This window comes from Bradyrhizobium sp. USDA 4506, from assembly GCF_054058795.1.
Genome location: NZ_JBSSBM010000002.1, coordinates 3,198,385 through 3,212,718 on the forward strand (window position 1 = coordinate 3,198,385; position 14,334 = coordinate 3,212,718).

At 66.0% G+C, this 14,334-nt stretch carries 12 protein-coding genes; 6 read left to right on the forward strand and 6 right to left on the reverse strand.

The features are described 5' to 3' along the window. Positions 1-10 precede the first annotated feature (10 nt). Positions 11-1,384 (reverse strand): Nramp family divalent metal transporter, encoded by a 1,374-nt coding sequence (locus tag ACVIHF_RS17250; RefSeq protein WP_456792364.1) that lies wholly within the window; start codon positions 1,382-1,384, stop codon positions 11-13. Positions 1,385-1,505: 121 nt separating this feature from the next. On the opposite strand from ACVIHF_RS17250, the gene ACVIHF_RS17255 reads away from it, so the two are divergent. From ACVIHF_RS17255 to ACVIHF_RS17270, 4 genes are all read left to right on the forward strand, one after another. Further along, a complete protein-coding gene (locus ACVIHF_RS17255; RefSeq protein ID WP_456792365.1) occupies positions 1,506-2,636 on the forward strand; it encodes a PspA/IM30 family protein in 1,131 nt (376 codons plus the stop codon). Next, complete coding sequence (locus tag ACVIHF_RS17260; RefSeq protein ID WP_092078044.1) at positions 2,633-3,295, forward strand: OB-fold-containig protein; 663 nt, start codon at positions 2,633-2,635, stop codon at positions 3,293-3,295. The genes ACVIHF_RS17255 and ACVIHF_RS17260 overlap by 4 nt, the downstream gene beginning before the upstream one ends. Before the next feature lie 3 nt (positions 3,296-3,298). Next, positions 3,299-5,053, forward strand: a complete 1,755-nt coding sequence (locus tag ACVIHF_RS17265; RefSeq protein WP_168855951.1) for a flotillin family protein — start codon at positions 3,299-3,301, stop codon at positions 5,051-5,053. 143 nt (positions 5,054-5,196) lie between these two features. Beyond that, positions 5,197-6,438: an MFS transporter gene (locus ACVIHF_RS17270; protein WP_456792366.1), complete on the forward strand. Its 1,242-nt coding sequence runs from the start codon at positions 5,197-5,199 to the stop codon at positions 6,436-6,438. Positions 6,439-6,545: 107 nt separating this feature from the next. Here ACVIHF_RS17270 and ACVIHF_RS17275 read toward each other — a convergent pair whose 3' ends face one another. Continuing rightward, positions 6,546-7,802 carry an adenylate/guanylate cyclase domain-containing protein gene (locus ACVIHF_RS17275; RefSeq protein ID WP_050384941.1) on the reverse strand — a complete coding sequence of 419 codons (1,257 nt, stop codon included), beginning with the start codon at positions 7,800-7,802 and terminating at the stop codon, positions 6,546-6,548. A 124-nt stretch (positions 7,803-7,926) separates the two neighbouring features. Between ACVIHF_RS17275 and ACVIHF_RS17280 the strand changes: the two genes are divergently transcribed. Beyond that, a complete protein-coding gene (locus ACVIHF_RS17280) occupies positions 7,927-8,169 on the forward strand; it encodes a hypothetical protein (protein WP_456792367.1) in 243 nt (80 codons plus the stop codon). On the opposite strand, the gene ACVIHF_RS17285 is transcribed toward ACVIHF_RS17280, so the two are convergent. Further along, the gene (locus tag ACVIHF_RS17285; protein WP_456792368.1) at positions 8,170-9,048 is read right to left on the reverse strand and encodes a DMT family transporter; all 879 of its coding nucleotides are present in this window, start codon (positions 9,046-9,048) and stop codon (positions 8,170-8,172) included. It lies immediately after the preceding gene. Positions 9,049-9,127: 79 nt separating this feature from the next. Between ACVIHF_RS17285 and ACVIHF_RS17290 the strand changes: the two genes are divergently transcribed. Then, a complete protein-coding gene (locus tag ACVIHF_RS17290; protein WP_076834395.1) occupies positions 9,128-9,946 on the forward strand; it encodes a helix-turn-helix domain-containing protein in 819 nt (272 codons plus the stop codon). Here the strand turns inward: ACVIHF_RS17290 and ACVIHF_RS17295 are convergent. The 3 genes from ACVIHF_RS17295 to parC all read right to left on the reverse strand — a co-directional run bounded on the left by ACVIHF_RS17295 (position 9,937) and on the right by parC (position 14,280). Next, positions 9,937-10,764, reverse strand: coding sequence for an N-acyl homoserine lactonase family protein (locus ACVIHF_RS17295; RefSeq protein ID WP_456792369.1), 828 nt, complete (start codon positions 10,762-10,764; stop codon positions 9,937-9,939). The two genes, ACVIHF_RS17290 and ACVIHF_RS17295, sit on opposite strands and share 10 nt — an antisense overlap. 136 nt (positions 10,765-10,900) lie before the next feature. Next, complete coding sequence (locus tag ACVIHF_RS17300) at positions 10,901-11,851, reverse strand: cation diffusion facilitator family transporter (RefSeq protein ID WP_310881961.1); 951 nt, start codon at positions 11,849-11,851, stop codon at positions 10,901-10,903. Between the two features lie 173 nt (positions 11,852-12,024). Beyond that, a complete protein-coding gene (parC, locus tag ACVIHF_RS17305) occupies positions 12,025-14,280 on the reverse strand; it encodes a DNA topoisomerase IV subunit A (protein WP_456792370.1) in 2,256 nt (751 codons plus the stop codon). Between the last annotated feature and the right edge of the window lie 54 nt (positions 14,281-14,334).

Genomic DNA, 14,334 nt, shown 5'->3' on the forward strand with positions numbered 1-14,334 from the left:
CTGCCGAAGACTAGCTGCCGAAGAACGTATCGATCAGCAGCTTCACGTTCAGGACCACGATCAACCCGGCGACGATCCACGCCGCCACCGCGACGGGACGCGAAATCGCGAACGCGCCCATCTTGCGCTTGTCGGACACGAAGCGCACCAGCGGGATCACCGCGAACGGCAGCTGCATCGACAGCACGACCTGGCTGAACACTAGCAGCTGCGCCGTGCCGCTCTCGCCATAGAGCGCGGCGACCACGATGACCGGGACGATCGCGATGCCGCGGGTCACCAGCCGCTGCAGCCAGTCGGGGAGCCGCAGATCGAGAAAGCCCTGCATCACGATCTGGCCCGCCAGCGTCGCCGTTACCGTCGAGTTGAGGCCGGAGGCGAGCAGCGCCACGGCAAACAGCGTCGAGGCGATACCGAGGCCGAGCAGCGGCGACAGCAGCTCGAACGCCTGGTCGATCTCGGCGACGTCGGAATGGCCGCTCTTGTGGAAGGTCGCGGCCGCCAGCACCAGGATCGCGGCATTGACGAACAGCGCCAGCATCAGCGCGATGGTGGAATCGGTGGTCGCCCATTTGATCGCGTCGCGCCGTCCCTCCTCGGTGCGCGGATAGGCGCGGGTCTGCACGATCGAGGAGTGCAGGTAGAGATTATGCGGCATCACGGTGGCGCCGATGATGCCGATCGCGATGTACAGCATCTCCGGATTGGTGACGATCTCGCGCGAGGGCATGAAGCCGCCGATCACAGCGGCAACCGGCGGCGCGGCGGCCGCGATCTGGACGACGAAGCAGACCGCGATGACGATCAAGAGCGCGATGACGAAGGCCTCGAGGAAGCGGAAGCCGCGGTTCATCAGGAGCAGCAGCAGGAACGCATCCAGCGCCGCCAGCAGCGCGCCGCCAATCAGGGGAATGCCGAACAGCAGCTTGAGCGCGATCGCGGTGCCGATCACCTCGGCAAGGTCGCAGGCGATGATCGCGGCCTCGCAGGCAAGCCAAAGCAGCAGGTTCACCGGCCGCGAATAGGTCGCGCGGCAGGCCTGGGCGAGATCGCGGTCGGTGGCGATGCCGAGCCTTGCGGCGAGCGCCTGCAGCAGGATCGCCATCAGGTTGGAGAGCAGGATGACCGACAGCAGCGTGTAGCCAAACTTCGATCCGCCCGCGAGGTCGGTGGCCCAGTTGCCGGGGTCCATATAACCGACCGAAACCAGATAGCCCGGCCCGGCGAAGGCCAGCAGTCGCCGCCAACAAAGGCCGCCTGAAGGCACCGCGACGGTCGCGTTCACCTCCGGCAGGCTGCGCACATGTCCGGCATCGCCCCGCCAGCCGCCTGGCACGGCATTGGGAACGGAAACGGAAGACAGTTCAGGGGTCCGAGCATCCATCCGACAAGGATGGCCGATCTCTCCCGTTATTGCAACTCATTTGCAACTGCATCTAGGCTCACGAAAATGATACCAACCGCGCTGCTTGTAAAGTACTGAGGAAGTGCTTTACGTTAGATGCATGATCAAGCTGCCCGTCGAGACGCCCACCGCAACCCTGCGCTACGCCCTCGCCCCTGACCCTTCAGGCATCGAGGCGATCGAGGCGACCCTTGCGGCCTACGACCGGATGATGGCAATCCTCGCCGAGGTCGCCCCCGTCGGCGCCAACCTCGTCTCGCTGCACGCCCAGGCCTACGAGAAGATCCGCAAGGAGACCGGCCTGCCCGCACGGCTGGTGACGCTCGGCCTGCGCGACCGCGCCAATTACATCGCAGGCGCCGCCGTCCGCCGGATACCGCTCGACGACAAGTTGTTCGCAATCAAGGGCCCAACTTCACTGACCATTAGCACTGTCAGCGGACGCGTCTTGGTGCCGTTCGATGTGCCGGGATATGTCTCGGGCTGGGAAAGCCCCTTCCCGGCGCATTTGATCTCGGATGGACGCGGCTACGAAATCCACATCGCCGTCAAATCGAAATCAGCACAACCGGAGGAGAAGACCATGCTTCACGAAGGCATCCTTGCGCGCATGGGCCGGCTTCTTGCCGCCATCGCGAGCCAGACCATCGACAATGTCGAGAACAACAACAAGGTCGCGCTGGTCAAACAGGCGATCCGCGAGATCGACGCCGGCGCCGACGAGGCGCGCTACGCGCTCGGCAAGTCGCGCGCCGAAGAATTCCGCCTGAAGAAGCGGCGCGAAGAACTGGATACCGAAACGGCTGGTCTGAACGAGAAGATTCGTCTCGCACTTGCGGAAAATCGCGAGGATCTCGCGCGTGCCGGCGTCGCACGGCAAATTGATCTGGAGTCGCAGGTGATCGCGCTGGAACGCGCGATGGATTTTATCGAGCTCGAAATCGACGAGCAGACCAAGGCGCTGCAGGCCATGCTCGGCGCGCGCCGCGAGGCGGAGACGCGCTTGGCCGATCTCGAACAAAGCCTGATCCGCGAGGCCCAGGACGAAACCAGCCGGGGCCCATCCGCGACCAATACATTGAGTGCTGAGCGCGCCATGGCGGCGATCGCCCGGGTCACCGGCGTTCCCGCCTCCAGCGTGCTCGGCGACAAGGAGCTTGACGAACTCGATCGCCTGCATCGCGAAAAGGAAATCGCGGCGCGGCTTGAAAGGATCAAGTCAGAAAAATGAGTGCAGTTGGCGACATTCTGCTCGCCCCCGACGTGCGGCCCTTCGCGGTCGCGGCTGCGATCATGGTGGCACTTGGCGGTATCGAACTGCTCAGCACCATGGTCGGACTTTCGATCAGCGAATTGATCGGCAAGGATTTCGCGGTCGAGGCCGAGAGCCACAATGCTCTCAGTGGCCTGTTTCTCTGGATCAACGCCGGACGGCTTCCCCTCCTGATCCTGATCATCCTGATCCTCGGCATCTTCTCGATCGGAGGCTTCCTGCTTCAGGGACTGGCGCACGCCGCAGGCACCGCCATCCCGGTCTCGCTTGCCGCGGTGGTTGCTGCCGCAGGCAGCATCCCCGTGATCAGAAATACCAGCCGCGGCCTCGCCCGCATCATTCCGCGCGACGAGAGCTATGCGGTCAACGACAGCGACTTTGTCGGCAAGGTCGCAACCGTGTCGGTCGGCCCGCTCGATCAGGGCCTGCCCGGCCGGGTCCGTCTCAAGGATGTCTTCGGCAACTGGCACACCGTGTCGGCGCGTGCCAGCGCGGAGTCCGAGGCATTGCCGGTCGGCGCCAGCGTGCTGCTGGTCGATCGCGATGCCAAGGGCTTCATCGCGATTGCCGCTCCAGCCGACCTCGTCGAACAACAACGATCTTCCAACAGGGCATAACACATGTGGGAACTTGCTGTACCCGTCGTTATTGGCGTCATCGTCATCCTCGTTATCGGTCTCCTGTTCGCAAAGCTCTACAAGCGCTCGACGCGCGATGAGGCCTATGTCCGCACCGGCCTCGGCGGCCAGAAGGTGGTGCTCGACGGCGGCTCGCTCGTGCTGCCGATCTTCCACTCCACCGCGGCGGTGAACCTGAAAACGCTACGGCTCGAGGTCGCGCGCGGCGGCCCGGACTCGCTGATCACGAAGGACCGCATGCGCGTCGACATCGGCGCCGAGTTCTATCTGCGCGTCAAACCCGACGCGTCGTCGATCGCGCTCGCGGCGCAGACGCTCGGCAACCGCACCAATGACGCGGCCGAGCTGCGCGAACTGGTCGAGGCCAAGTTCGTCGACGGCCTGCGCTCGGTCGCCGCGACCATGAACCTCGAGGAATTGCAGGAGCAGCGCGCCACCTTCGTCAAGGCGGTGCAGGACGCGGTCGGCGCCGACATCCAGAACAACGGTCTCGAGCTTGAATCGGTGTCGCTGACGAAGCTCGACCAGAGCGACATCAAGCACTTCAACCCGAGCAATTTCTTCGATGCGCATGGTCTCACCACGCTGACCAAGATCACCAAGGAGCGTGAGCAGGAGCGCAACCAGATCGTCCGCACCACCGAGGTCAACATCGCCCAGCAGGATCTGGTGGCGCGGCAGACCACGCTGACGATCGAAAGCACCAAGCGCGAGGCCGAGCTCGCCCAGCAGCGCGACATCGCCAACAAGACCGCCGCGATGCGCGCGCAGACCGCGCAGGTCGAACAGACCGCGCTACAGAACGAGGCCGAATACCGCATCCAGCAGGAGCTCGCGGTCGCTAACAAGCAGACCGAGGCCAACCAGGCCCGCGACACGCGCAAGATCGAGGCCGATCTCGCGGTCAAGCGCCGCAACACCGAGATGGAGCGCGACCTTCAGATCGTCGCGCAGGAAAGCGCGATCGCGGTCGCGGCCAAGAGCAAGGAGCAGTCGGAGGCCCAGACCATCGCCGAGACCGCGCGTGCCGTTGCGATCGCCGCCGAGGAAAAGGTCACCACCGCCCGCGCCACCGAGATCGCCGAGCGCGACAAGATCATCAACGTGATCGCGGCGCGCAAGGCGGCCGAGACCGACGCGATGCCGATCACGGTGATGGCCGAGGCGGAACGCCAGGCCGCCGCCAACAAGGCGGAAGCCACCAACGTGCTCGCCAAGGCCGATGCAGCGGCTGCCACCACCCGCGCTGCCGGCGTCAAGGCGCTCGGCCAGGCCGAAGCCGAGGTCGCGACCATGAAGGCGGAGGCGCGCAACAGACTGAGCGCCGACATGATCGCCTACGATCTCAACCTCGCGCGGATCAACGTGATCCCGAGCGCGCTCGCCGAGGCGGTGAAGCCGATCGAGAAGATCTCCGACATCCGGATCTTCGACACCGGCAGCATGCTCGGCCGCGGCGGCGCCAACGGCCACGCCAACGGCAATGGCGGCCTCGGGCTCGGCGACGGCCTCGCCGCGCAATTGCTGTCGGTCTCGGCATTCAAGCCGATGATCGACAAGATCCTCTCGGAGGCCGGCTTCCCGGCCGGCTCCGACGCGCTCACCAGCCTGACCAGCGCGCTGGCGCAGCGCAAGGCCGAGGTCGCCGAAACACCGACGGTGGGCATCGAAAGCGCGCCAACCGCGCTGGTCGGCACCATTACGGGCCAACTGGCGCCTGCTCCCAAACCGCAGTGACAGCTTTCAGCCAAGTCTGACTCTGGAAGAGCCCGCCGATCCCCTTCGGCGGGCTTCTGCTTTTGGCGTTATCGGGAAACGGGTGGGATCGGGCCTCTTCCAACCACACACTACCGGGCAGTCGAATGATCAAGGATTCCGTCATGTCCGCCGATACGCCTCGCCTGCCGGCCACCTTCAACCGCCTGGCCTGGTCCAACCTTGCCGCGCAATCGGCCGAACAGATTGCGCTAGCGGCTGCGCCGATCGTCGCCGTGCTGCTGCTCGGCGTCGGCGAAGGCCAGACCGGCCTGTTGCAGACCGCGCTGACGCTGCCCTTCATCCTGTTTGCGATCCCCGCCGGCCTGCTCGCCGACCGCGTGTCGCGGCGCTGGGTGATGGCGGGCTCCGAAGCGCTGCGCGCGGCCGCGGTTGCCGCGATCCTGCTGCTATTGTGGCTCGGCCTGATGACGCTGCCGCTGCTCGCGCTGCTCGGCTTCATCGCGGTCTGCGGCACGGTCGCCTATAGCGTCGCTGCGCCGGCGCTGGTCCCTTCGCTGGTGACGTCACAGCAATTGCCGGCGGCGAACGCCCGCATCGAGCTCGCGCGTACCGTCGCGTTCGCCGGCGGCCCCGCGCTCGGCGGCGTGCTGGTCGGCTGGGTCGGTGCCGCGCCCGCATTCGGCTTCGCCGCGGCATTGTCGGCGATCGCAGTCGTGCTGCTCGCCGGCATCTACGAGCCGGCGCGCCAGCCTGCCCCGCGGCGCCATCCGTTGCAGGACATCAAGGAAGGCGCAGTCTTCGTGATGCATCACGCCTTGCTGCGGCCGGTGTTCATCACCCAGTTCATCTTCAACACCGCATCGTTCCTGCTGCTCGCCGTGTTCGTGCCCTATGCGGTGCGCCACCTCGGGCTCAGCGCGACCGGTGTCGGCACCACGCTTGCGATGTACGGCGTCGGCATGGTGGTCGGCGCGCTGTTCGCGACCCGCGTGATGAAGCGGCTGGCGTTCGGCACCGTGATCGGGCTCGGCCCGGTTACCGGCTTCGTCGCCGCAGCCGTGATGGCGCTGACGACCTGGATTGCGACGCCGCTGCTCGCGGGCCTCAGCTTCTTCCTGCTCGGCGTCGGCCCGATCCTGTGGGTGATCTCGACCACCACGCTGCGGCAGTCGGTGACGCCGCCCTCGCTGCTCGGCCGCGTCTCGGCGATCAACATCATGAGTTACGGCGCCCGCCCGCTCGGCTCCGCGCTCGGCGCCATCGTCGGCGGCCTCTACGGCGCCGAAGCCTGCCTCTATCTCGCGGCCGCGATCTTCGCCGCCCAGGCGCTGGTGATCCTGATGTCGCCCGCGGTGTCGCTGACGCGGCAGCCCGACATGGTCGGCGAACCCGCGCGGTGCTGAACGGACTCTCCACCCACGTCATTGCGAGCGAAGCGAAGCAATCCATGTCTCCACTTGCGGAGGGATGGATTGCTTCGTCGCTTCGCTCCTCGCAATGACGGGAAGGTCTAGCTCGCCAGGTACCGTTCGTATTTGCCGCCGACGACCTCGTCGGCGGCAATCGCCGGGTCCAGCGTGTAGAGATCCTGCGCATGTCCGATGCCGCGCAGCACGAAGCGGCCGGTGGAGACCAGATAGTTGCGGCCGGCGGCGTCGAGCCCGGTGCGGAAATCGGTCGAGGTCAGCAATTCCCGATCGACCGAGGCGCACATCGACGCGATCCGGCTGACCTCGTTGACGGCCGGTCCGACCACCGTGAAATCCAGCCGGTCCTCGCTGCCGATATTGCCGTAGAAGACCTGGCCGACATGGAGCCCGACATAGGCCGTGGTGGTCGGCCGGCCCTCGTTCTCGCGGCGATCGTTCAGCACGCGGATGTTATGCCGGAATCTGTGCTCGGCCCGCAGCGCGGCCCGCTTGGCGCCTGCCACGTTCTCGCCGGTGAACATCGCCAGCACGCCGTCGCCGATCAGCTTCAGCACCTCGCCGCCGGCGTCATGGATCGCGTCGATCGATGCCTGCGCATAGTCGTTGAGGAACGGAATGATCTCGTCCGGGCCGATCCGCTCGCTGATCGCGGTGGAGCCGCGCACGTCGGAGTACCACAGCACGGCCTTGATCTTCTCGGTGATGCCGCGCTGCATGCGTCCGCGCAGCACCTGCTCCGCGGTGTCACGGCCGAGATAGACCCGTCCGAGCGTGCGGGCGATCTCGACCTGCGCGGCCGACTTGATCGCGAGCCCGAGCACCGGCACCAGGTCGCGCAGCGCCGCCATGTGGTTCTCGTCGAACCCATCCGAATGGCGGGTGGTGTAGTAGGAGTAGAAGCAGTCCATCTCGCCGATCGTGCCGGCCTCGCCGAAGCGATGCACGAAGGCGGCGAAATGCTTGTGGCCCTTCTCGGCCAACTCGCCGATCATGGAGAAATCGTGCGAGGTGTCGGCGAGATCGATCACTATCTCGTCATGGCCGTTTTCGAGCATGTGATAGAAGGCCGACCGCCGCCAGGTCTGGCTGGCCTCGCCGGTGCTGGTCGAACCGTATTCGAAGATGTCGGCCTCGTTGCTCTCGCCGTCGTTCCAGCGGAAACCGCGTCCCTCGAAGATCGGATGCAGTGTATCGATGAAGACGATCGCCCGCGACAGCGGCATGCCGGCCGCCCGGCAGCGCTCGCAGAAACCGCGCAGCAGGTCGTTTTCCGGCAGGCCCGTCAGACCCTGGCGGACCAGCCAATTCATGAGGCGCAAACGGGGCGTCAGTTCCATAAGCTGGATTATGCCGGGCAATTGGTGCGGGAGGAAGGGCAGGTCGTCGCGTGACAGATGCGGATGCCAATGCGGCATTGCAAGGCCGCCCGCCTCACCATTTCGCGCGGAACACGACCGCTGAATGGCGCCGATTCCGCTTCCTTTTGTCCGGCCCTTCGCGCACAAACAGCGCATGGACAACGACACTGGCCCGCCAAACCCGATCCGACGCCTCATGCAATGGGCGATCACCCCGCCGCAATCCTATGGGGTCTATCTTGTCGGCCTTATCCTGGTGTTCGTCCTGTCGTTCTACGCCGGCACGCTGAAGCCGACGCACTCGCCTGCGCCGCCGACGACCGCACCTGCCGCCCCGCGCAGCTGATCAGACCGATTTGGTTTCCGAGGTCGCGATCCAGATCCCGGCGAAGACCGCGATCAGGCCGACGACCAGATTGGCCGTGATCGGCTCGCCGACCAATTGCTTCGCAAGCAGCCCGGCGGCGATCGGATTGACCGTCATGGTGTTGGCGACGCGGGTCGGCGAGGCCCGCTCGAGCGCCAGCACCCACAGGATGAAGGCCAGCGCGCCGCCGGCTATGCCGAGATAGAGCCCCGCGATCCATTGCGACGTGCCGAACTCGCGCAGCGTCGCCAGGCTGCCAGTGAACGATCCCGCCGCCACCAGCGCGGCCGCGCCGGCGCCCATGCCGACGGCAAGGAAACCGAGCGCGCTGGAGCGGCGGATGAACGGCCGCGACAGCACGTTATAGAAGGCCATGCAGAGCACCGCGGCGGCCATGATCAGTTCGCCGCGCCATGCCCCCACTGGCGCCGCCGCCAGCCCGGATGCCAGCGCCGCCGCCACGCCGAGCACCGCGATCGAGACCCCGATCGATTTGCGCATTGTCAGCGGCTCGATGCCGAGCATGGCGCCGACCACCATGGTGGAGAGCGGCAAGGTCGCCAGCGCCAGGCTGGCGCGCGCCGCCGTCGTGTAGGACATCGCGAGATTATAAAGCACGAAGAACACGCCGAAGAAGGCGACGCCGAGCGCCGCGACCGCCGGCCAATCCGCGCGTCGCGGCCACTTCGCGCCGAGCAGGACCGCGGCCGGTAGCACGCAGAGAAAGCCGATCGCCCAGCGCAGGATCGCCAGCGTGATCGGGTCGGCATTGCCCGCCAGATAACGCGTGATCGCCGCGGCGGTGCCGCCGAGGCAGCTCGAGACCAGTGCAATCGCAACGCCGATCCACTCGCCCATCCCGATCCCCATGCGTTTTCGGTTCGTTTGTGGCATCTTGCCCGGCGAGATCATTCCGGCAACTACTTCACAGGTATTCATGTCGCAGCAGCGCGATTTTTCGGCCAGCCTGCGCTGGTGGCGGCAGCGCAAGGGCCACTCGCAACTCGAGCTCGCCGGGCGCGCCGATATCTCGCAGCGCCATCTCAGCTTTCTCGAGCTCGGCCGCGCCGCGCCGAGCCGCGACATGGTGATCCGGCTTGCCGCGGCGCTCGACGTGCCGTTGCGCCAGCAGAACGCGCTCTTGGTTGCGGCCGGCTTCGCGCCGGTGTGGCGGCAAACCGACCTCGCCGCGCCGGAGCTCGCCCAGATTCGCTACGCGCTCGATTTCATCCTGGCACAGCAGGAGCCCTTCCCGGCGGTCGTGGTCGACCGGCACTGGAATCTGCTGCTCGCCAATGCAGGCGCAAGCCAACTGGTGGAATTCCTGGTCGGGCCGCTGGCGCCAGGCACGGCGGTGAATCTCGCCGACGCACTGGTCGCGCCCGGCGTGTTGCGCCCCTATCTCACCAACTGGACCGAGGTTGCCGGCTACTTCGTCCGCAGCGTCGAGGCCGATGCCGCCGCCGACGGCACCACCGCGACGGCGGAATTGCTCAAGCGCCTGCTGGCCTATGACGGTGTCGAGGCCGCGTTGGCCGCGCCGGCAAGTCCCGCATCCGGACCGGTGCTGCCGATGCTGTTCCGCAAGGGCGACGTCAGCCTGCAATTGTTCACCACGATCGCGACGCTGGGAACGCCCCAGGACGTCACGCTGCAGGAGCTGCGCATCGAAAGCTTCTTTCCGATGGACGAGGAGACCGCGCAGATCTTTCGAAACTGGTCGAAAGCGAACACCGCCACGGCGGCTCAGTCGTAGAATTCCGGCGACAGCTTCAGCCCGTCGCGCTGCGCCTTGTCGTGGTTGATCCAGAGCTGCGCCTTCTCTTTCGTCAGCGTATCGGCGATCTTCTGCATCGAGGCCAGCGTCTGCTCCTTGCTGGCGTTCATGCTCGGCGCGCGCCGATTGTCCCAATTGTCCCTGAAGTGAACGGCATCGCCGGTCAGCACGATCGCGCCGGTGTTCGGCAGCTTCACCAGCAGCGACTGGTGGCCGGGCGTATGGCCCGGCGTCGACAGGATGGTGACGCTGCCGTCGCCGAACACGTCGCGGTCGCCTTCGAGCTTGGTCACGGGATGCTCGGGCTTGAAGCGCGGCGCGTTGTTGGTGCCGGGCCATTCATATTCCGCCTTCTGCACATACAGCATCGCGGCCGGGAACAGCTCGACATTGCCGATGTGATCGGGATGGGTGTGCGACACGGCGATCGCCTTGACGTCCGACGGCTTGACGCCGAGCTGGTCGAGCTGCGCGGCGAGCGTCTTCGGCCGCCGCCAGGTGACCGCCTTGGGGTCGGCCGGCGCAAGGCCGTTCGGCATTGCCGCCACCGCGTCGGGAATCCCGGTGTCCCACAGGAACCAGCCCTGGGCATGCTTGATCAGGTAGCAATTGTCCACGAAGTCCATCGACTTGCCTTCATTGACGCCGGGCGACCAGCGTGAAATGTCGCCGGCAACGCCTTCGCCGCAGTTGAGGATGTAGAGCTTCTCGACGCCCGATTTCGCCGGCTCGGCGTCCGCATGCGGCAGCGCGCCCACAGTCCAGAGCAGCATCGCAAGACCGATTGCCTTCTTCATGTCGCCCCCCCCCCGTTTGATCGCGCCGGTGATTTGAACGCGTGCGGTCGCAATGTGCCGTGTCGTCGCCGCCCGTGGAAGACGTGGACATGGGTCGATCGATCAATTGAATGCGAGTGGATCGCGGCTGCCTAGGCTAGACCATTTCCGCCGGCGCCAGCCGGCAGGTCTCGCTGCTGATCTCGACCTGCAGCGTGGCGTGGTGGATGCTGAAGCGCTCCGAGAGCTCGGCGCAGACATGATGCAGGAAGACATCGTCGTGTCCGCCGGGCCGCACCAGATGCGCGGTCAGCGCGGTCTCGCTGGTACTCATCGCCCAGATGTGCAGGTCGTGCACCTCGGTGACGCCTTCGAGCGCGATGAGATAGTCCCTCACCTGCTTGAGATCGATCCCCCTCGGCACCGCGTCGAGCGCGAGGTTGACGCTGTCGCGGGCGAGCTCCCAGCCACTCAGCAGCACCACCACGGCGATCACCAGGCTGATCGCCGGATCGAGCCACTGCCAGCCGGTCGCCATGATCAGGAGCGCGGCGATCACGACGCCGAGCGAGACGCCGGCATCCGCCGCCATGTGCAGATAGGCGCCGCGGACATTGAGGTCGCTGTCGCGGCCGCGCATGAACAGCAGCGCGGTGCCGCCATTGATCAGGATGCCGAGCGCCGCGACCCAGACCACGGTCCAGCTTGCGACCTCCGCCGGCTCGCGCAAGCGGTTGATCGCCTCGACCGCGATGCCGCCGACCGCGATCAGGAGCAACCCGGCATTGAACAGCGCCGCCAGGATCGAGGCGCGACGGTAGCCATAGGTGTGAGTATCGGTCGGCCGCCTGCCGGCGAGCCATGCTCCGCCCCAGGCCAGCAGCAGCGCGATGACGTCGGAGAGATTGTGAATCGCGTCGGAGACCAGTGCCAGCGAGTTGGCGGAATAACCGAAGATCAGCTCCGCGACGACGAAGGCGGTGTTCAGCGACGCGCCGACCGCAAACGCCGTGCCGAAACTGTCGGGCGCGTGGCTGTGCCCCGCATGGGAATGCCCGGCATGTCCGTGAGAATGACCGCTGTGGTCGTGGTCGTGATTGTGCGCCATGGCAACCGTCGCCCGATGTCGTCGGCGACGGTTATAGCGCGGTGAATTGTGGATACTATCACACCGCGCTAGTCGAAGGCGTAGCCCGGATGGAGCGAAGCGCAATCCGGGATCACTGGTGATCCGGCGCGAGCTCCCGGATTTCGCTTCGCTTCATCCGGGCTACAACACCGTTACTCCACGCCGCGATTGAACTTGTTCGACTTCGGCAGGCCGTGGGCGAGCCGGCCGGCGTCGGCGCGGTTGCCGCGCCAGTCGGCCAGTTCCTTCATGGTCATGCTGTGCTCGCGGCCGGCGGAATCCTTCCAGCTCAGGCCGGCCTTGGCGTCGAACACCGCAACGTCAGACAGCGACGCGCTGGTGTATTTCTGCAGGCGCACGCCGCGGCCGCGCGCCATCTCCGGCACCTGGTCGAGGCCGAACAGCACCATCTTGTGGTTGGTGCCGATCACCGCAACGGTGTCGCCGCTCACGGTCGTGATCGCGCGGGCCTCGTTCGGCATCTCGACATTGAGCACCTGCTTGCCCTTGCGGGTGTTGCCGACGCAGTCCTCTTCCTTGACGACAAAACCCTGCCCCTCGCTGCTCGCGATCAGGAACTTGCGCTCGCCCTTGTTGACGAACAGCGAGATGATCGCGGCGTCCTGCTCGAGGTCGATGAACATGCGGATCGGCTCGCCATGGCCGCGGCCGCCCGGCAGTTTTGCCACGTCGAGCGAATAGAACTTGCCGTTGGTCGCAAACAGCAACAGCTTCGAGGTGGTCTCGGCGAAGAACGAGTGCTCGAGCTTGTCGTCGGTCTTGAAGGCAAGGCCGGAGAGATCCTCGACATGGCCCTTCAGCGTCCGTACCCAGCCCTTCTCTGAGATCACGACGGTGCACGGCTCGCGCTCGACCAGCGCTTCCTCGATCGCGGCGAGGTCATGCTCGGGCGCATCGGCGAAGGTGGTGCGGCGCTTGCCGAGCGGCGTCTTCGGCCCGAAGATATCGCGGACCTTGCGCACCTGATCGCTGACCTTGGCCCATTGCTCCGTCTCGGAACCGAGCAGGCCCTCGATGCCCTTCAGCTCCTTGCGAAGATCCTTGTCCTCGGTGCGGATCTCCATCTCCTCCAGGCGGCGCAGATTGCGCAGGCGCATGTTGAGGATGGCATCGGCCTGGATCTCCGTGAGCTTGAAGGTCTTCATCAAGACCGGCTTCGGCTCGTCCTCGGTCCGGATGATCTTGATCACCTTGTCGAGGTTCAGATAGGCGACGAGGTGGCCGCCCAGCACTTCCAGGCGGTGCTCGATCTGGGTCTTGCGGAATTTGGTCCGGCGGACCAGCACGTCGCGCAGGTGGTCGAGCCATTCACGCAGGCACTCGGCAAGGCCGACCACCTTGGGGATGCGGCCCTTGATCAGCACGTTGAGGTTCAGCGAGATCTTGCTTTCCAGCTCGGTCAGCCGGAACAGCGACTCCATCATCAGCGCCGGATCGACGGTGCGCGATTTCGGCTCGATCACGAGCCGGACGTCCTCGGCCGACTCGTCACGGACGTCGGCGACCAGCGGCAGCTTCTTCTCGTTGATGAGCTCGGCGATCTTCTCGACGATCCGCGACTTCTGCACCAGCCACGGGATCTCGGTGACGACGACCACCCAGGTGCCGCGGGCGCCCTCCTCCTGGGTCCAGCGCGAACGGGTGCGGAACGAGCCGCGCCCCGTGGTGTAGGCCTCGACGATCGCTTCCTTGGAATCGACCACGATGCCGCCGGTCGGGAAGTCCGGGCCCTTGACCCATTTCAGCAGCGCCTTCGACTTGGCGTCGGGCTTCTCGATCAGATGCAGCGCGGCGTCGCAGAGCTCGGCGGCGTTGTGCGGCGGGATCGAGGTCGCCATGCCGACCGCGATGCCCTGCGCGCCGTTGGCGAGCAGGTTCGGGAAGCCGCCGGGCAACACGACAGGCTCTTTCGACTGACCGTCATAGTTGAGACGAAACTCGACGCCGTCCTCGTCGATGCCTTCGAGCAAGAGGCGCGCGACCTCGGTCATGCGCGCTTCGGTGTAGCGGTAGGCGGCCGGGTTGTCGCCGTCGATATTGCCGAAGTTGCCCTGGCCGTCGACCAGCGGGTAGCGCGAGGAGAAATCCTGCGCCAGGCGCACCATGGCGTCATAGATCGCCTGGTCGCCATGCGGATGGAACGAGCCCATCACGTCGCCGACGATCTTGGCCGACTTCTTGAACGCGGCGCGCGGGTCGAGCCCGAGCAGGTCCATGCCGTAGAGGATGCGCCGGTGCACCGGCTTCAGCCCGTCGCGGGCATCAGGCAGCGCGCGGTGCATGATGGTCGAGAGCGCATAGGCGAGATAGCGCTCCTCGAGCGCGTCACGCAGCGGCACCTCGTGAATTTCGGCCGGCTCTTCCGGCGGAATCTGTCGTTTTCCCATGGGGAGGCGTTAAACCTTGGCGGTGAATCGGGCAAGCCGCGAATCAGCGGGAAT

Bases quoted from the DNA above. Each gene is read 5' to 3' on its own strand.
- ACVIHF_RS17260 (WP_092078044.1), top strand. From the start codon at position 2,633: ATGAGTGCAGTTGGCGACATTCTGCTCGCCCCCGACGTGCGGCCCTTC.
- ACVIHF_RS17275 (WP_050384941.1), bottom strand. From the start codon at position 7,802: ATGGAACTGACGCCCCGTTTGCGCCTCATGAATTGGCTGGTCCGCCAG.
- ACVIHF_RS17295 (WP_456792369.1), bottom strand. From the start codon at position 10,764: ATGAAGAAGGCAATCGGTCTTGCGATGCTGCTCTGGACTGTGGGCGCG.
- ACVIHF_RS17300 (WP_310881961.1), bottom strand. From the start codon at position 11,851: ATGGCGCACAATCACGACCACGACCACAGCGGTCATTCTCACGGACAT.
- parC (WP_456792370.1), bottom strand. From the start codon at position 14,280: ATGGGAAAACGACAGATTCCGCCGGAAGAGCCGGCCGAAATTCACGAG.
- ACVIHF_RS17270 (WP_456792366.1), top strand. From the start codon at position 5,197: ATGTCCGCCGATACGCCTCGCCTGCCGGCCACCTTCAACCGCCTGGCC.
- ACVIHF_RS17280 (WP_456792367.1), top strand. From the start codon at position 7,927: ATGGCGCCGATTCCGCTTCCTTTTGTCCGGCCCTTCGCGCACAAACAG.
- ACVIHF_RS17265 (WP_168855951.1), top strand. From the start codon at position 3,299: ATGTGGGAACTTGCTGTACCCGTCGTTATTGGCGTCATCGTCATCCTC.
- ACVIHF_RS17285 (WP_456792368.1), bottom strand. From the start codon at position 9,048: ATGGGCGAGTGGATCGGCGTTGCGATTGCACTGGTCTCGAGCTGCCTC.
- ACVIHF_RS17290 (WP_076834395.1), top strand. From the start codon at position 9,128: ATGTCGCAGCAGCGCGATTTTTCGGCCAGCCTGCGCTGGTGGCGGCAG.
- ACVIHF_RS17255 (WP_456792365.1), top strand. From the start codon at position 1,506: ATGATCAAGCTGCCCGTCGAGACGCCCACCGCAACCCTGCGCTACGCC.
- ACVIHF_RS17250 (WP_456792364.1), bottom strand. From the start codon at position 1,384: ATGGATGCTCGGACCCCTGAACTGTCTTCCGTTTCCGTTCCCAATGCC.